At 47.0% G+C, this 18,126-nt stretch carries 18 protein-coding genes and 1 tRNA gene; 6 read left to right on the plus strand and 13 right to left on the minus strand.

All coding sequences use genetic code 11. From position 1 onward, the window contains the following. Positions 1-167: 167 nt before the first annotated feature. Positions 168-257 (minus strand) — tRNA-Ser (locus QZ375_RS06875). A gap of 461 nt (positions 258-718) precedes the next feature. Here QZ375_RS06875 and QZ375_RS06880 point away from each other — a divergent pair. The 3 genes from QZ375_RS06880 (at position 719) to QZ375_RS06890 (ending at position 3,865) form a co-directional block, all read left to right on the plus strand. Then, positions 719-1,246 (plus strand): hypothetical protein, encoded by a 528-nt coding sequence (locus QZ375_RS06880; RefSeq protein WP_295217253.1) that lies wholly within the window; start codon positions 719-721, stop codon positions 1,244-1,246. Positions 1,247-1,326: 80 nt separating this feature from the next. Next, on the plus strand, positions 1,327-2,670 hold the full coding sequence (locus QZ375_RS06885) for an alpha/beta fold hydrolase (protein ID WP_295217255.1): 1,344 nt from the start codon (positions 1,327-1,329) through the stop codon (positions 2,668-2,670). A gap of 22 nt (positions 2,671-2,692) precedes the next feature. Next, positions 2,693-3,865, plus strand: a complete 1,173-nt coding sequence (locus tag QZ375_RS06890; RefSeq protein ID WP_295217257.1) for an Mbeg1-like protein — start codon at positions 2,693-2,695, stop codon at positions 3,863-3,865. A 36-nt stretch (positions 3,866-3,901) separates the two neighbouring features. Here the strand turns inward: QZ375_RS06890 and QZ375_RS06895 are convergent, their stop codons facing one another. Genes QZ375_RS06895 through QZ375_RS06930 form a run of 8 tightly spaced genes read right to left on the minus strand, consistent with a single transcriptional unit; the run spans position 3,902 to position 8,967 of the window. Beyond that, entirely contained in the window at positions 3,902-4,792 is an 891-nt protein-coding gene (locus QZ375_RS06895; RefSeq protein ID WP_295217260.1) for a DUF4085 family protein, read from the minus strand. Between the two features lie 3 nt (positions 4,793-4,795). Next, positions 4,796-6,076, minus strand: a complete 1,281-nt coding sequence (locus QZ375_RS06900) for a DUF4317 domain-containing protein (protein ID WP_295217262.1) — start codon at positions 6,074-6,076, stop codon at positions 4,796-4,798. Positions 6,077-6,117: 41 nt separating this feature from the next. Further along, positions 6,118-6,600 (minus strand): SMI1/KNR4 family protein, encoded by a 483-nt coding sequence (locus tag QZ375_RS06905; RefSeq protein WP_295217264.1) that lies wholly within the window; start codon positions 6,598-6,600, stop codon positions 6,118-6,120. 23 nt (positions 6,601-6,623) lie between these two features. After that, positions 6,624-7,160, minus strand: coding sequence for a flavodoxin family protein (locus QZ375_RS06910; RefSeq protein ID WP_295217266.1), 537 nt, complete (start codon positions 7,158-7,160; stop codon positions 6,624-6,626). A gap of 22 nt (positions 7,161-7,182) precedes the next feature. Next, a complete protein-coding gene (locus QZ375_RS06915) occupies positions 7,183-7,710 on the minus strand; it encodes an alpha/beta hydrolase (RefSeq protein ID WP_295217269.1) in 528 nt (175 codons plus the stop codon). Between the two features lie 23 nt (positions 7,711-7,733). After that, complete coding sequence (locus QZ375_RS06920; protein ID WP_295217270.1) at positions 7,734-8,117, minus strand: hypothetical protein; 384 nt, start codon at positions 8,115-8,117, stop codon at positions 7,734-7,736. Then, the gene (locus QZ375_RS06925; protein WP_295217272.1) at positions 8,114-8,701 is read right to left on the minus strand and encodes a Maf family protein; all 588 of its coding nucleotides are present in this window, start codon (positions 8,699-8,701) and stop codon (positions 8,114-8,116) included. The genes QZ375_RS06920 and QZ375_RS06925 overlap by 4 nt, the downstream gene beginning before the upstream one ends. Continuing rightward, positions 8,701-8,967, minus strand: coding sequence for a tautomerase family protein (locus tag QZ375_RS06930; protein ID WP_295217274.1), 267 nt, complete (start codon positions 8,965-8,967; stop codon positions 8,701-8,703). Before QZ375_RS06930 ends, QZ375_RS06925 begins: the two co-directional genes overlap by 1 nt. A gap of 239 nt (positions 8,968-9,206) precedes the next feature. On the opposite strand from QZ375_RS06930, the gene QZ375_RS06935 reads away from it, so the two are divergent. Together QZ375_RS06935 and QZ375_RS06940 are read left to right on the plus strand one after the other, a co-directional pair. Further along, positions 9,207-10,994, plus strand: a complete 1,788-nt coding sequence (locus QZ375_RS06935; RefSeq protein ID WP_295217276.1) for a Na/Pi cotransporter family protein — start codon at positions 9,207-9,209, stop codon at positions 10,992-10,994. A 227-nt stretch (positions 10,995-11,221) separates the two neighbouring features. Continuing rightward, on the plus strand, positions 11,222-11,653 hold the full coding sequence (locus tag QZ375_RS06940) for an acyl-CoA thioesterase (RefSeq protein WP_295217279.1): 432 nt from the start codon (positions 11,222-11,224) through the stop codon (positions 11,651-11,653). A 70-nt stretch (positions 11,654-11,723) separates the two neighbouring features. Here QZ375_RS06940 and QZ375_RS06945 read toward each other — a convergent pair whose 3' ends face one another. Both QZ375_RS06945 and QZ375_RS06950 read right to left on the minus strand, forming a co-directional pair. After that, entirely contained in the window at positions 11,724-12,518 is a 795-nt protein-coding gene (locus QZ375_RS06945; protein WP_295217281.1) for a nitrilase-related carbon-nitrogen hydrolase, read from the minus strand. An 18-nt stretch (positions 12,519-12,536) separates the two neighbouring features. Beyond that, positions 12,537-14,072 carry a D-alanyl-D-alanine carboxypeptidase gene (locus tag QZ375_RS06950; protein WP_295217283.1) on the minus strand — a complete coding sequence of 512 codons (1,536 nt, stop codon included), beginning with the start codon at positions 14,070-14,072 and terminating at the stop codon, positions 12,537-12,539. 214 nt (positions 14,073-14,286) lie between these two features. On the opposite strand from QZ375_RS06950, the gene QZ375_RS06955 reads away from it, so the two are divergent. Beyond that, entirely contained in the window at positions 14,287-15,000 is a 714-nt protein-coding gene (locus tag QZ375_RS06955) for a metallophosphoesterase (protein ID WP_295217285.1), read from the plus strand. Between the two features lie 61 nt (positions 15,001-15,061). Here the strand turns inward: QZ375_RS06955 and QZ375_RS06960 are convergent, their stop codons facing one another. Further along, positions 15,062-15,688 carry an AAA family ATPase gene (locus QZ375_RS06960; RefSeq protein ID WP_295217287.1) on the minus strand — a complete coding sequence of 209 codons (627 nt, stop codon included), beginning with the start codon at positions 15,686-15,688 and terminating at the stop codon, positions 15,062-15,064. After that, positions 15,681-17,735, minus strand: coding sequence for an elongation factor G (locus tag QZ375_RS06965; RefSeq protein WP_295217291.1), 2,055 nt, complete (start codon positions 17,733-17,735; stop codon positions 15,681-15,683). Before QZ375_RS06965 ends, QZ375_RS06960 begins: the two co-directional genes overlap by 8 nt. Between the last annotated feature and the right edge of the window lie 391 nt (positions 17,736-18,126).

Raw genomic sequence — 18,126 nt, forward strand, 5'->3', positions numbered from 1 at the left:
AGCCGCAAACTTATTATAATCAAAAGGAGTTATTTTTTCAAGACTCATAGCTATAGGCTTTTCTGAACCCCCCGGCCTAGCCGGGGGTTTTCTAAATACAAAAAAGGCGGTGCTGGAAGACACCGCAGAAGGAAAAGCCTTGAAAACATAGCGTTTTCAAGGCTTTTTGGCGGAGAGTGTGGGATTCGAACCCACGAGCCCGTGAAGGGCTACCTGATTTCGAGTCAGGCTCGTTATGACCACTTCGATAACTCTCCGTATTTTATTTTCAACATCAGCCCTCAAAAAACACTTCGGAAAAGGGAGAGAACTAAGAACTATTCAATTGTTAATGATACTTGAAAATCCCTGTAAAATCAAGGTTTTTTCAGAAGAGTGCTTCCAAAATGGTCATTTGTTTTCGAGTCAAGCTCGCTATGACCACTCCAATAACATTTCATGAAATCCATTGTATATTTTCCGCACCTTTAGGAAACCACAAAATTACATCAATTATTATAACACATTCGATTTCAAATTGCAAGCCTTTTTTTGAAATTGTCGTCTTGCACAAAATCAAGAAATAATCTTAGTCTGGATTTGTTCTGTTTGTTGTTTTTTGCAAATTTCAGGTCGATAGCTTGACTTATTTGTCGAAAAGGATTATAATAAAGTGTATTTTTCTATCCCGACAGAATGTCACAAGTGTTCCCAGTTCTGCGGAGAAAGGGTTTTGATAATGAAAAAGTTTTTTGCAAGTTTGTCCCACAGTGCTAAGATCACATTGATCACCTGCGGCTGTTTTGTGATGCTAACCATGCTGATCCTGATTTTTCTGATGCTCTGCCCCATCCAGGAGAGCAGTTCTGCCAATTATGTCAACGAATCTCTTGTTGTGACTACTGCTATGACAGAAAATACCCTTGCTACAGAAGAAACGGCAGAAACAACGCAGTTCACCCGGAAAACTACCGATGCCAAACGAAAAACAACTGCGACTTCTTCGTCACGGACGGTAAAAACAGAAGCTGCCGACTACGATAACGACGAGTATGATACGCCTGCGTATGAAGAACAAGACACTCCCGCATATGTTCCTGTCACAACCACACGAGCATACCGCAGTACCACGGCACCGATTGTCACCCAACCCGTCACTGAGCCACAAGCACCTGCACAAACAGATTCGCCTGTGGTAACAGACCCACCGGCACAAGTACCGGAAGAAACGCTTCCCATTCCGGATGACGCAGCTTCTTACGATTGAGAAAAGTCAAATTGACCGGATCTGCATTGACAGATCCGGTTTTTTGCAAATTTTGCAAGTAAAGAAAAGGAGCATGTTACATGAACACACAATCTGTCTGGTTTCGAGCGGTGCGCTTAGTATTTTTACTGGCTGCCGGAAATTGTATCGCGCTGTTTGCACTCTGGCGGGGCGGGCTTGGCTGGAAAATCTCTCTCGGGGTGATAAGCGGTGTTCTCTTTTTGTTCTTCTGTTTCGCCCATCCGCATACACTGGCAGGAGAGAAAAAATTAGCGTCCCTTGCGCATGGATGCAGTCTTCTCCGGACGTGTGCAGCCTGGTTCTGCCTGGAGATTCTTGCAGTCACCACTCTTGCCCTATGGTCACCGTGCAGTCTAGTCATTCAACTCTGCAATGTGGGTGTATTCCTGTTGCTCTGCTGGTTCTGGCTATTTATCGGTCTGCTCCACGTGGCGATGCGTTCCGCGCAGGTAAAACTTCCCTGGCATGTGACATTGTTTTTCTGCTGGTGGATGCCGGTGCTCAACCTGTTTCTGATAGTACATATTTACCGCACTGCCCAGCGAGAACTACACTTTGAATGCGCAAAGGCGGAGCTGAACCAAGTGCGGAAAGAATCCGAGGTATGCAAAACACGATACCCAATTCTCATGGTGCACGGCATCTTTTTCCGGGACTGGCAATTTTTCAATTATTGGGGGCGTATTCCGGCAGAGTTGATCCGGAATGGTGCCACGATTTTCTACGGAAATCAACAATCTGCCCAGTCTATTTCCGGAAGTGCCCGGGAACTTGCTGTACAGATCCGAACGATCTGTGAGACGACTGGTGCAGAAAAACTGAATATCATTGCCCATTCCAAAGGCGGACTAGACTGCCGCTGTGCCATGCAGGAATACGGTGCGGCGAAGTATGTGGCATCCCTGACCACCATTAACACGCCTCATCACGGCTGCGGCTTTGTAGACGATCTGCTGAAGAAAGTTCCATCCGGCGCTGCCCAGTGGATTGCCCGTCGGTATAATGCCATATTTAAAAAGCTTGGCGACATCAGTCCGGATTTTCTGGGCGGTGTGCAGGAACTGACAGAGGAAAGCTGCCTGGCATTCCACAGGAATCATCCATGCCAGCCGGGCGTCGCCTATCTTGCAATGATGTCCAAAATGAAAAGTGCCCGCTCTGCACCATTTCCTCTCTGGTTAGGATATCTGTTGAATAAACGTCGTGGCGGTGACAATGACGGACTTGTACCGGTAGAATCCGCTCGGCTGGAGGGCGTTCCTTTTGCCATGATTCCGGAGACAAAAAAACGCGGTGTTTCTCACGGCGATATGATTGACCTCATGCGGGAAAATATCCCCGGTTTTGACGTACGGGAATGGTACAGCCAATTGGTACAACAGTTGAAACGCAATGGTTTTTAACTAAAAAACGAAAGGAGCATCTATGAAACCGCAATACGATGCCAATGTACTGACCTACCTCCAATGGCGCGGCGATCTGTCCATGGTGCAGTCTCCCTTCTGCCATATTGACAGCTTGATTTTCTGCTGCCTTTCCTATCTGAACTGGGATGGCATTGCCGAAGGGCGTACAGCTCGGGAATCGATTTCTTTGGCAGATGCCGCTGCCGCATGGAAAAATCTCCCTCCGAATCAACAGGTGGTACGTGTGCCTACAGACCAGGAGCTTCTGACCGTTGCTGCGGAAAGTAGACGCTTTGGTGAGATCCGCCTGTTCCGTTATACAGAACGATTCAGTGAAGAACGACAGGAGCAGTTTTCTGCCGTGACATTTCTACTGGACGAAGAAACTGTTTATGTGGCGTTCCGGGGCACAGACGCCACGCTGACGGGCTGGCGTGAAGATTTTAACATGTCCTTTCTGCAGACGATTCCCTCACAGGAGACGGCGGCGGCATATCTGCGCAGCGTGCTGGAAATGGACTTTCCCAATGTCTATGTGGGTGGGCATTCCAAAGGCGGCAACCTGGCAGTCTATGCGGCTGTCCACGCTCAGCCAGCATTTCTTCCTCGCATCCGAGCGGTCTATAACAATGACGGTCCTGGTTTCGTCAGCGATGTATTCCAGCAGCCCCAGTATGCCCTGCTGCAAACACGTGTACATACATTTGTGCCCCAGGCATCCCTTGTGGGAATGCTCCTGGAGCACGATGAGGAATATCGAGTTGTTTACAGCACCCAGAAAGGCTTTTTGCAGCATGATCCCTATTCCTGGTGTGTGGTACGCAATGACTGGTATTATTTACAGGAAATTACAGCAGCGAGCAAGCTCATGGATACCTCATTGAAAAAGTGGATCCTAGGCATGAAACCGGAGGAACGGGAAAAACTGACGGACGGCATTTTCCATGTGCTCCAAAGCGAAACCAATGCACATACAGTACAGGATCTGGTAGACGGCGGAAAAAATACCATTACCGCCGTGCTTCGTGCCTGGGGTGATACACCACCGGAAACAAGACGATTCATGCAAAAAATGCTTTTAGAACTGCTCCTGACGGTGCGTGATCTTGTGGCAGCACAGCGCCGTGGACAGTCTCCAGAAGAGATCTATGCTGCCATTGAACAGCATCAGCACGAACAAAAGAAACAATGATATCCATGCGAAAGGGAATTTTGGAAAAATCCTGCGTTATGAGAAATAGAGTTCCGATACATGAGCAGTGAAATACAATAGCGTTTCCTTACCTTGCAATAAAACATGCAGTTCAAAGCCACCGTCCGCATCATAGATTTCTTCATAGAGCCACCAGGAATTTTCCAGATCTCCCTCACATTGCAGCACTTCTGCATCTCGCAGAAAAATAGTGCTGTACGCTGTAAAACCACTTTGATTGTCCAAGTGAATGACCAGGTCATTGCCGCACCATTCCAGAGATAGGATCTTACAGTCGTGGAAGTCCAGTTCCTGAACAAATTCCCGTCCGGCACGTGTCTGGTATTCCTGAAGATAATCTTCGTAATATTGCTTTGCAATTGCTTTTTCTATCACCTCGTTTTCTTCACAAAACGAGGTGATTTTTTTCATAATTTCTGATGTAGTAACGCCTAACGCCAACACCCGGATGTCAGCGACTTCATTTAAAATCTCTGTCGGTAAGTCCTGCTTCAATTGCGAAACTTTTGTCTGCAAATTTCTTTCACAGTTCTGCCTGATTTTTTTCGGATCAGAAATATGCGGTTTCCATGCAGCACACATACGTTCCCGTTCTGCATCATAATTCGCTTTCACCTGCGCATATTCTTCTTCAGACAGCACTTGTGTTTCCCACAATTGGTTTCCGTTTTCATCCAATGTAAAATATTTCTGAGTCTGTGCATAAGGGCACTCTTCCGGATACAAATCGTCAAAGTTGACTTGTTCCATATCTCTATCCAGTTTCAGCAATTCCTGCAATCTGGCATCAAATACTGCCTGAAAAAATTTTTCAGAAAACACCGTCGCTTGTTCCGATTCCTGCAAATTCAGATGCAGAGAGTTTTTTTGCATAAGCTGATACCATTCTTTGGTGAAATGTTTCACGTTTTATACTCCCATCACATCCACCGTGCCCTCCAACATGGAGTCATCTAGCTGCATCTCTGGTTCTTCCGTCTCTGTTTCTGTCTCCAGAAGCGATTCACCCTCTACAGACTCCGCAGCAGACGCCTCCGGCTTTGCAGAAGGTGTGATCTGTTCTGCCACACGTGCCGTCAGTCCATTGATCTCCACTGCCGGGTCATCCAGGTCAATGAGGAGATATCGTCTGCCATTGACACACTGGGTGCGTACCTTGTCCGTAGCATCCTTACCGATGGAAACGGTAATGCCGTCCATGCTGATGGTGGTTTTGTTCTCCACCAGATTGTTGACAGTAATGGGCTTGTCGTGGGTCGCCTCCCGGTATGCCATCTGCATTTCCTCTGCCTTTTCCTGGCTAACACCAGAATCCAGCAGGATATCCCGTACATGGATATCATCCACAATGGGCAGATCCGGCTCGTTGGCATATTCCGCCGCAATATCCCGAAGCTTTTCGTTGACACCGGTAATCACAGAATAACTCAGCTCGTCCGCCACGATCTCCTGCATCATGCTCTGGAATGTTTCCTTCTGTTCCTGGGCAGTCTGGGTGAAATTGCAGCCTAACACACGTTCCACAATACTAATGTTCACATCCTTGGGCTTGTGAGCAGAGTACAGCACATGGTTCACATCAGGTCCTCTGCCGGTAAAGGTAGGATACAAAAAGCCGTCTGTGGGAATTTCCGCCACAATGCGGTCATAAACATTTTTCTTTTCAATGGCATTCTCGTCCTCGTTGTAGATCAGCCCGTCCACACGCACTTCTACCGGACAAATAGCTATAATCAAGAAGTGGTATTCGTGGCTCTGGTAAGGGTCTATCTCGTCACTCTTAGACTTCTGGAATACGGTATATGTACAGTGCCCTACCAGAACGGCATAGGTGGAGATATAATCCATATTGTGCACCACTTGTTCCATAAGCTGGGTAACAGCATTTTCGTCCTCCAGCTTGGTATTCAGCGCCTCATAGAGAATCGCCTGGCTGCCGCCCTCTTCATATGCTTCATTTGGAAATTCATATTCCAACAATCCCTTTCCCAGTGTGCCGGCGAGGACACGCTTGAGGGTCGCCATAAGGCATTCGCTTTCCTCGGACGGAATATTGTGATAGGCACGACTGTTCTGGCAGCGGATATTCTTGTCCGAATCCACAAACGCCGTTGCCACGTGATTCAAGACAAACAGGTCGCTTGTCTCTGAAAAATTCTTGCGTATCTCAGCTAGTTCTTTTTTGTTCATAATGGGTATACCCTTTCTTTCATAATAAATATCGGTATGTTTTAAGAAAGTCGATTCAGTATTTCACGCATTTCCGGGAGATACGCCTCGTCAATCTCATCCGGCGGCAGCATTTCTCCGGTGTCATGATAATGCTCGATCAATTCTTCTAAGAATTCCTGAAAAGTACAGCCTGTGCTCAATTCCCCATGATCATCACAAATGATGTCCCCGGTCGTTTTGGAAAAACAAATCGCTTCCCCGTCTCCCACACAAGAACCGATGATCACCAGATCGTCCGATAACCATGGCTGATCATATCTGAAATGGGACGGAGAACGCAGTTCCACAAACCATGCGCCGCATTCATAGCGGCTGGTGAAACGCAGCCATTCTTTATACTGCGCCGGGATGGTGATCCCGGTGGTATTCTCCCATGCTGTGATTTCTCGTTCTTCTGTTGGTTCTCCAAATTCAAAGCCGTATATTTCAGAAAAACGGTAAGTACATTCTACAAGGATCTTTATAGTTTCTTTTAGTTCCATTTGATATTTCCTCCTGTTTATCGTCAAAGAGACTGTCCCAACGTATACGCTTCATCCAACGCCAGATTCCCCTCAATTGCGCCCATTTCCCGGACGCCCCTGACCAGAACTGTCCCGGCATTTTCCAGATGAAAGAAATCCAGCACCAGTTGATACTGCGTGAGGATCGCATCAAATACCGCCGGGAGTTCTGCCCCGGCTACCGCCAGCAATACCAGCTTTTTCACCTGGAACGTATTGCGCATGGGTGTATGCAGCCGGTCAATGACCGCTTTCAGTTGAGCGCTGACACCGTAAAAATAGACCGGCGTTGCAAGGACAATGACATCTGCCGCCGCCAGCTTCGGATAGAGCTTCTGCATATCATCCTGCTGCACACAGGTATTTCCCTCCCGCTGAAAACAAGCATTGCAGCCCATGCAAGGATACACATGATAATCGGCAATAGATAGAGTCTCCACATGATGGTGCAGCTTTGCCCCATCTGCAAATGCTTTCGCCAACAGGTCCGTGTTGCCGTTTCTGCGAACACTGCCAGTGAGAATAATGATGTTGCTCATAGAACACCTCATTTTCTATGTATTACACAGCAAGTAAAAAATCAAGTCCCATCTTCATTATCGCATCCATATCGCTGGCACTGGGCATATAACCGCTGTTTGCCACCAAATGAAGCCGCAGATTCTTATTTGCAGAATCTGCAATATATAACTGCATTATCTTTGTAGGTGTGACAAGATCAGTATTCCCCTGCAAGATCAGATACGGAATCGTGATATGTTGAAGCGTATCGGATAAATCAATTTCCATCAATTCTTTCATAAGAGAACCATTCTTTAGAGTACCGTTAAAAACCATAGCTTTAAAATCTTTAAGGGAATAATCTGGACTGGTCAGAAGCCCACGAATAATACTACCCATTGGCGTTTTTCCGCCAGCTTTACATTGATATCCCTCAGTGTATTTCTGAATCCACTTCATGATCGTTCGCTGTTCCTCCGGATGTTTTTCCTGCATCATCCGTTCCAGCTGTTGTTTCTGTTTATCGGGCAGGGATGACCCTTTCAAAGCATCATGTACCATTTCGTTATAAACAAGGTTTTTCAGCACCTGTCCTTATACCATGACTTTATTCAGTAGTTCTGGAACTGCTTCCGCCGCCTTTGCTGCAAGAATAGATCCCCAGGAAACTCCTTGTGCATTTCCCGAATCAAATCGGCTGTCATATGGACAAAATGAGAAATGGTAAAGGAATCATCTATCGTACAGTTATTGATGCCGCACCCCAGCTGATCCCAATACACCATAATAAAATGTTCTGTCAGTTCCGGGAATAAGCCTCGGCATCCTTCATTAAATGGAAAAGGACTGCCGGGACCGCCGTGCAGAGTGATGAAAATTGGATTCGTTCTGTACTTCCCTTCTATAAGAATTTTCTGGGGATAGCCGCCGAGAGAGACCGTTCTCAAATCGGAAATTTCATTTGCTTTAATAATCGCTTTTCTTTTTTGGTTCATGTTGATCTCCTTACTGATATTTCATCAGGAATACGCCACTCTGCCAATGCTCTCGCCGTCGGCGCAACCGGCAATCCCACCACACCGTAATAATCCCCTTCGATCTTTTCCACCAGAAGCGCACCATAACCTTGTATGCCATAGCCGCCAGCCTTGTCCAGTGGTTCACCAGTGGCAGCATAATCCCGGATCTGTTCCTCTGTCAGGGGATAAAAGGTCACCTTTGTCTCCGTCTGAAAGGAACTGACCTTGTTCCCCTGCGCCAGTGCCACGCCGGTAATAACTTCATGCGTTTTCCCAGACAGCAGCCTCAGCATTTCTACAGCACGCTCTGGTGTCCCCGGCTTTCCCAGAATCATATCTCCCAGAATTACCACAGTATCCGACCCCAGCACCACTGCATCCGGATGCTCTGCTGCCACTGCCATAGCCTTTTTCCGTGCCAGGTATTGTGCCGCTTTCCGTACAGACAACGCCGGCGGCAGGGACTCGTCCACAGCTGCCGGGCAAACCGCAAAGTCCGACCGGATCAGCCGCAGCAATTCCTGCCGCCGCGGCGAAGCTGACGCTAAGATCAGCCCCATCAGAGCACATCCTTCGGGTCATAGTTGGGTTCTTTGAAGATGTGATTGCTTTCGGTGACTTCCTCCCGAAATACACCCTGCCATTCCTGGGGTGTGAAATCTTCCACCGCCACGGAAATATGATCTCCATTGCAGCCAATAGCATCTACCAGAGCTGCGGCAACCTTCTCGGCAGCCAGCTGTTTCTGCTCATCCGTTCTTCCTTTTAGCATTTTTATGGTAATATGCGGCATATTCCATTCCTCCTGCAATTTTTTCCGGTGCATACACCGTTTCTCCTATCATACCATATTTTCAGCGAAAAAGCAAGGGCTGAGTTTATAAATTGAGGAATCGTGGTTAGGACAATGCTGTCATTCCCGGCAGTTTCATTCTTCTCGACATCATTCCCTATATTTTACACAGATTTTACATAGCCGCCCTTTAGACTTTACATTATCCCGTTATAATATCAATTGGTAAAAACGCCGTATCATGCGGTGCAAATGTAAGGAGTATGAGAACCATGGATATTTTCTCTGTGATCACCCTTCTCGGAGGACTGGCATTCTTTCTGTATGGCATGAATGTCATGTCCTCCGGGCTGGAAAAACTCGCTGGCGGTAAATTGGAAATCGTTCTGAAAAAAATGACCTCCAACAAGTTCAAGAGTTTGCTTCTTGGGATGGGCATTACTATTGCGATCCAGTCCTCTTCTGCATTGACTGTCATGCTGGTGGGATTGGTGAACTCCGGTATCATGGCACTGAGCCAGACCATCGGCGTACTGATGGGCTCCAATATCGGCACAACCCTGACAGCTTGGATCCTGAGTCTTTCGGGCATCGAAAGCGACAATGTCTTTCTGCGGATGCTAAAGCCGGAATCTTTCTCTCCTATTGTTGCCCTCATCGGCGTCATTATGATCATGATGGCAAAGCACAACCGTACCAAGGACATCGGACGCATTATGGTGGGATTTTCGGTGCTGATGACAGGCATGTCCCTCATGAGTGATGCGGTCAGTCCTCTGGCAGATTCGCCTCAATTTTCTAATCTGCTCACAGCGTTTCAGAATCCCCTCATGGGCGTTCTGGTGGGTGCCGTTTTCACTGGCGTTATCCAGAGCTCGGCTGCTTCTGTAGGTATCTTACAGGCATTGTCTCTGACCGGACAAGTCACCTATGGCATGGCGATCCCCATTATTATGGGACAAAATATCGGTACCTGCGTCACCGCCTTGATCTCCAGTATCGGCGTGAACCGCAGTGCGAAGCGCGTGGCTGCGGTGCATATCTGCTTCAATCTTCTGGGCACTCTGATCATTTTGCCCATCTTCTACTTGCTGTACTGGCTGTTGGATTTTGCTTTTGTGAAATCGGCTATCGATCCTGCTGGAATCGCTCTGGTGCACACGATCTTCAATATTGTCACAACAGTGATCCTGCTGCCCTTTACAAAACAGCTGGAAAAACTGGCATACTTCTTGATCCAGGACAGCAAAAAGGAACAGAAAGAAAAGGAAAAGCGTGCTCTTCTGGACGAACGTCTGCTGAATACACCGGCAGTTGCCATTGAGGTATGCAGAGGCGTAACAGTAGAAATGGCAGAACTGTCCAAGAAAACCATGGAGCTTGCCATTGGGATGCTGTTCGAATATGACAAGAAAACAGAAGAACAAGTCCAAGAAAACGAAAACAGGATCGACAAATATGAAGACAAGCTCAATGCTTACCTGGTGCGCATCAGCAAGCACAGCATTGCATCCAAAGACAGCCGCACAGTTTCCAAAATGCTGCACTGCATCGGCAATTTTGAGCGTATCGGCGACCATGCTGTGAATATTATGGAATCTGCACATGAGCTTCATGAAAAGAATCTCCATTTCTCCGGAGACGCCGCAAAGGAACTGCGTATTTTGTGTGATGCACTGTTGAAAACCCTGCACATGGCATTTGAAGCATTTGAAAAGGATGATCTGTCTATTGCACACCAAGTGGAACCTTTGGAAGAAGTTATTGACACCCTGAATCTGGAACTGAAAAACCGACACATCAAGCGACTGCAAAACGAATCCTGCACAGTAGAACTGGGATACATTTACCAGGATCTTCTCACTAACATTGAGCGGATCTCCGATCATTGCTCCAATATCGCCGGAGTACTCATTGAAATCGACGAACAGCAGAACATCCACAAGTATCTGTACAAGCTTAAGAAAAATGATGAGGAATTCCAGGAATCTTACCACGAATATCTGAACCACTATTATCTGGAACTGGGTCAACCAGAATCCAAATCAGCAGAAACCTAAAAAATAATCTAAATATGAAAAAAGGATTGTTGTAAAAACAGTCCTTTTTTAACAAGGTAACAACAGCCATTTCTCGCCATCCGCAAAAGCACCGCTTCTTTTTTATTCCTGTATTTTACCGTAAATTCACAAAATGTGACAGCTTTTTTGCATAAATTATGTTATACTGAGCGTGTGCTGGGAATCTTCTGGATTCCCGATGGATGCGCAGAAAGGAAGCATGGAACATGCAGATTACACCGTATACACGCATGGTATTTTACCATGAAACAGACCGGATGGATATTGTGAATCATTCCAATTACATTCATATGACAGAAGAAGCACGTGTAAATTTTATGGGAAAGATCGGTGTGGGTTACGAAAAAATGGAATCTCTGGGAGTAATGCTCCCAGTGCTAGGCGTTACCTGTGAATACAAGAACTCTCTTCATTTTGGTGAACATCTTGCCGTCTACTCCCACATCACCAGGTACAACGGTTTCAAACTAGAGCTGTCCTATGAGATCCGCTGTGTAGAGACTGGAAAGCTCTGTGCAGTTGCCACATCGTCCCACTGCTTCACGGATACGAAGATCAAGCCCATGCGCATCCGGGACAAGTACCCGGAAATGCACAACTTTTTCTTGGAAGCAATGGAAGTGACCTATTCCGATTAAGTGGAAAAATTCAATAAAAAAGCACCGCATAGGATACCTTACATGACATCCTGCGGTGTTTTTTGTTGTCTTAATTTTTAGTTTCTTCTCGATACAAATTTGCATACAACGAAAGCTTTACATCCTGGTATGTAGGAAACGCCTTCCGGTATTCTGCCGTATCATCGGCAAATTCCGCATAGACCAGCGCCTCTTCCCTGCCGCAATCTGCAAGAATCATTCCCTCTGGGTCAACCAGACAGCTGCCGCCCACAAAACCATATGTTTGCTGTGTACCCACACAGTTCACGCCCAGCACGTAAATCTGATTTTCAATGGCACGTGCCCGGAGCAGCGTCTGCCAATGAGAACTGCGCTGTTCCAGCCAGTTCGCCGGCACAAATACCAGAGAACTGCGACGTGCCGCCAATCGGAACACTTCGGGAAACCGCAGGTCATAGCAAATGAGCGTACTCACCGGTATGCCGCAGACCGGCCCAGAGACAATTTTATCACTGCTGTCATAGAATTGATCTTCATTCCCGTAGGAAAAGGGGTGGATCTTTACATAATCCAGCACAGTCTCTCCTGTGCTGTCCAGAAGGGTGTAGTGGTTTTTCCCTTTGCCGTCCAGTTCCTCGGAAACCCATCCAAAGCCAATGGCGATTCGGTACTGCTGTGCCAATTGCATCATCTTCTGTCGGATCTCCGGGCTATAAGGTGCGATCTGAGAAACATGCATGGAAAATCCAGTGAAGCTCATTTCCGGAAAGACAATACAGTCACAGCGTTCCCCTGCCGCTCGGCCGATCCAACTTTCTGCCAGCGCAAGATTATCCAGGGGCTTTTCAAAGGCGATCCTAGTCTGTGCAATGGCGATCTTCAACCTATTCACCTCTTATATTTATTGTCGGGAACTGCCGGACATTTCGTGTTCTCGTTCTTTCTGTTCATCTCGCTGATCATGTGTATCCTCCGTTTGTCGGGAATCTGGACCGTGATAGAACACAGTATCAGAACGTTTCCAGTTCTGTCTGGGACGATCCTTGAACTGTGTGGCATGGGGTACCAGGTGAATCGGATCCTCTGGAGTCACATTTTTCTTGGCAAGATATGCTGCATAAATACACAGAATAATATACAACCCGGTGAGTACGCATCCGGCAATGATGCCATAGCGAAACCATGGTGAGTTGGGAAAATTCTGCAAAGCATAGAGATTGAATTTCATAAAAGAGCGATCCACATCGCTGACTGCTACCAGAGGGACAGTGGCAATGACTTCTCCGGAAAATTTCAACTCCATGCTGCCCAACTCATCCCCGGCTTTTACAGGAGCCTGGACATTCTCATCCAGGTGAATAACCTTCTGCACTGCCGTGGTATCCACATTATTACACCAAAGGAGAATACAATCCTCCTGGGGATGCACCAACACATAGGAATTGCCATCAGAATTCATAACCTCCGCCTCGGCGGTCTCCTCGTTATCCTCCAGAAGCGTCACATAAGAAAAAGAGGAAAATGCCCAATTCAACAGAGATGCCGCATCCTCCAAATGGTAGAATTGCAATTCTCCATCCTCATCATAAAAGGGCGCATTCATGAGGATCACCAGATATGTATTCCCGTCTTTGGTGGCTTCGGTAATGATACTTCTCCCTGCCTTGTCCAGGTTGCCGGTCTTGATTCCCATTGCGCCGTTGTAATAATAGTCGCTTGTCTCCAGCATCATGGGGTTGGCATGCGTCCAGGACCAGGCAGCCGCATCGGAATGATTTGCAAGATTGGACGAAGACGGCGAGAATGAAGTTGTGGTTGCAATCTCCTCGAAACCATCCAGACTGAGGGCATAGTTAGTGATGGTGAGCATATCCCGTGCAGTGGTCATTTGCCTGGCATCATACAATCCCGTAGGGTTGGCAAAGGTCGTTGCGGTACAACCGATCTCCTGAGCAGTTTCGTTCATTTTCGCTACAAAGGCATCTGTGCCTCCAAACTGATCCGCCAGAATCAGCGCTGCCTCACAGGACGAAGTGAGCATCAGTGCGTAGAGATATTCTCGCACCGTCAGAGTGTCGCCATTGTAAATATCCGCATAGCGCAGATCGTCCACCGCTTCATAGCGGTACAGAGGTGCGTATAATTCGTCGTTGGCAGTGATTGTCGTGCCGTCCAGATCACCGCATTCCTCCATAACCACAATAGCGGTCATGATCTGTGCCAGATGTCCAGGCATCTGCTGCTGGTCTGCATTTTTTTCGTACAGGATTTGTCCAGTATCCCGGTTATATAAAATCGCTGCCTGGCTGCGGATAGTAGTATCTGGCGTAAAAGTATATGCCTGAACAGGCAAAGTATTGCCGCAGACAAAAACAATGCCGACTGTAAATGTCATTACTATAACACTGAGTCGTTTTATCCAATGGAACAGGTGCATAAATTGCATTCCTCCCGATAATTTCTTAATTCCTGAAAGTTTAAGTGTGCTTTACTACTATTATAGCAAAAAAAAAGTGATTCGAAAAGACTTTTTTCAAAATTTTATTTACCTTTTCCTGAAAATATGATAAAATAAAATAGAACGCCCCTGAAACCGACAAAACTGCGGTTTCGGGCAAGGTGAATTTTTGTTTTTTAGGGAGGTAACACCTTTGGTATATATTACAGGAGATATGCACGGAGATATTTCACGGTTCAAAGACCCGATTTTTAAAAAATTGAAAGCCGGTGACGTTCTAATCGTCTGCGGTGACTTTGGCTTCATCTGGGACGGCTCCCGGCAGGAAAAACAGATCCTGCACAAGCTGCGGGAAAAGCCCTTTACCATTGCCTTTGTGGACGGATGCCACGAGAATTTTGACATTCTAGAGCAGAATTTCCGCACAGTAAAATGGCGCGGAGGCATGGCACATCTGATCGCGCCCAATATCTTCCACATGATGCGAGGGGAGATTTTCACCATTGATGACAGAACATTTTTCGCCTTTGGCGGCGGACACAGCCAGGATTTCGAATTCCGGCAAGGACGGAACTGGTGGCAGCGAGAGCAGCCTACTCATGCCGAGATTCGCCGTGCCATCCACAATCTGAACCGCTATGATGCCAAGGTGGACTACATCATTACCCACGAACCGCCGGCTTCTCTAAAAGACTGCCTGGGGGTGGACATGCAGCAGCGGCTAGAGATCCACACATTTTTTGAGGATATCATCAAACAGTGCGACTACCGGAAGTGGTTTTTTGGAAAATGCCACATGGATCGATTCATCCCCATGAAATTTTACGCCATGTTTGAGGACGTGCTGCCCGTAGAAACGGAACGGCGGCGCAGGCAAAAACCAATAAGAGAAACAGACGAAACGTAACAAAACAACCGACTGCCAAAATCATAAGGCAGTCGGTTGTTGTTATATTGAATAAGAGGAGCTAGTCTGTCACAATAAAATCCGCATGCTTTGCCGGCTCGCACGTTTTGACGTAATGTCGTTCTGCCGGAAAGTAACGAGTCTCGTATTTTGCTGCAATTTGCGAAGTGTCTCCAATATAATAATCTCGATGCAACACTCTCTGCAGCCGTATCTTCTCTGGTACATCCAGGTAAATCATTGTGTCAAAAAATCCTTGCAATTCTTGTCGCTGTAAGAAAATACCTTCTACGAGAAGAATCGTTCCCGGTTCTGCATCCAGCGTTTGCAGCGTATAGGAATCCTGTTCTTTGTCATAGATTTCAATGATTCCATGAAAAGCATGATTTTTCCGCATGGGTGTAAGAATGTCATGGAGAAAATAGTCATATCTCCACTGTAAATTGTAATAACATTCCCACGCCGGAACGTCATCACGATATCGCACAATTTTTGGGTGAATGAAATCATCAATGTGCAAAACAATTGTCTGCAATCCCACTTTCCGGAGCATGGTTTTCAATTCCCCAGACAGCGTACTTTTTCCAGCGCCGCCCAGTCCATCAATGCCGACAATTAAAATTTTCCTAGCATCAGCCTTTGCGGTGATATGTTCAGATAGTTTTTTATATCCATATGCCTTACTCACTCGCCGAAGCAATAACCTCCGTCATGAGATTTGCCGGGAGCTGCTCATAGCGCACTGGCTCCAGGGTAAATGTTCCCTCGCCCTGGGTCATCTGCCGCAGCTGCATTGCAAAATCTGCCATTTCACGCATAGGTACTTCTGCCAGGATCACGGTCATACCCTCTTCCTCCGACGGATTCATGCCCAGGACTCTGCCCCGGCGCTTGTTCAGATCACCCATAATATCGCCGGTATTGTCATCCGGAATGGATACCTCCAGAGAACCAATAGGCTCCAGAAGCGTGGGTTCTGCCTGCTTCATGCCTTCTTTATAAGCAATAGACGCAGCCGTCTTGAACGCCATTTCCGACGAATCCACCGGGTGGTAAGAACCATCTACCAGGATTGCCTTAACGCCTACAACCGGAAATCCGGCGAGAACGCCCTTTGTCACCGATTCCTGCAAGCCTTTTTCCACTGCCGGGAAGAAATTCTTCGGTACGGCACCGCCGAACACCTTTTCCTCAAAAACAAGTTCGTCAGAGGGATAGGGTTCAAACTCGATCCACACATCGCCGTACTGTCCATGACCGCCGGACTGTTTCTTGTGCTTGCCCTGTACCTTGACCTTTTTACGGATGGTCTCCCGATAAGCAATTTTCGGTACAGACAGCGTTACATCTACCCCGAAATCGTATTTCAGCTTGGAAATTACAGCACTGAGATGCTGTTCGCCCAATCCAGACAAGATCATCTCCCGTGTTAACGGATTCTGTGTATAAGAAAGAGTCTGATCCTCTTCCAGCAGCTTCTGGATCGCCGATGCGACCTTCGCCTCGTCTCCTCTGGCTGCCGGACGAACTGCCATGGGATAACAGGGCTTCGGGAAAACAGCTCTGGAGAGGGATACCACACGGGATGGATCACACAAAGTATCCCCTGTATTGGCAGAAAGCTTTGTGGTTGCTACCAGATCTCCTGCCGCACAAGAATCCGTCTCCTGCTGCTTTTTACCGCAGAGGTAGAACAGCTTACCGATCTTTTCTGTCATACCTGTGGCAGCGTTCACTAGTTCTGCTCCAGCCCGCAAAGTACCCGAAACCACACGCATCATAGACAGTTTTCCCACGAAGGGATCTGCTAAGGTCTGATATATCTGCACACAGACCGGTTCATCTGCTGCTGTATGAAGTGCAACCGGTTCGCCGACTGTATCTTCTGCAAGAATCTCCTCTGCCTCTTCTACTGCCGGCACCAACAGTTCCAACTCCTTGCACAACAGGTCGATACCTTCCATGGCAGCTGCCGAAACGCATGCCACCGGAGTGATCGTACCGTCACGCATGCCCTTGTGGATACCGTCCACCCGTTCTTTCTGGGTAAACTCCTCACCAGAGAAAAACTTCTCGAACAGTTCCTCATCTGTCTCGGCGATGGCCTCGGAAAATGCCTGAATCAAACCATCTACACGATAACTCAGCTTTTCGGAAACCTCTGCGGTGGGCATAGGAATCTCCTGCGCCTTACCGTCCTTGTCATAACGGTACGCTTTCATCTCAATGAGATTGATATACGAATCGATTTCCCGATTCACAATGACGGGCACAACCACCGGGCAGACTGTAGGACCAAAGGTAGATTTCAGATCCGTCAGCACATTATAGAAATTGGCATTTTCATCATCCAGCTTTGTCACCACAAACATCCGCGGCTTTCCCTCAGCAGCACGATACGCCTTTTTGGTGCCTACACGCACGCCGGACTTTCCAGACACAGCGATCATAACACAGTCTGCTGCCGAAATGCCCTGTACCATACCGCCGGCGAAATCAAACATGCCCGGCGTATCCAACAGATTGATCTTCTGTCCATTTTGCATGATGCTGCCCACTGCTGTATAAACGGAAGAATGCCGTTTCATTTCCTCGGCAGTATAATCGGAGACCGTATTCCCGGCGGCAACACTGCCCATCCGTTCGATTCGTCCGCCCTGGTACAACAATGCTTCCATGAGCGTGGTTTTTCCGGTGCCTGCGTGACCTGCCAATGCAATATTCTTTGTTGTCATAAGTAATTGCTCCTATTCATCCAAATTTTTGAGAACTTCTTCTCATATGATACCTATGCCGTTTTCGGCAGAACAGTCATATTGACTAATATTTATTCCACTGAATATTATAATTATAGCATATTTGACATCTCCATGCAAGTCTTTTTTGAAAAAAATTGCAGATTTTAGAGGTCTTTCTATGATAAAATTGAAATTTCACGGAATTCGCATGAAAAATATGCTTTTCTTTCTGCGAAATCCGTTGCCTGTTTTGTATATTCCGCCAAATGTGCAGCATATCTCTTGACAAAAGTCACGAAATCAAGTAGAATGTACTATATCAATTTTTATCTTGAACCGGAGTGTGAAACAAACATGGATGCCGCCGATGAAAGCGACACAAATCAAT

Origin of the sequence: Ruminococcus sp., assembly GCF_019417665.1 — a bacterium.
GTDB lineage: Bacteria > Bacillota > Clostridia > Oscillospirales > Ruminococcaceae > Ruminococcus_C.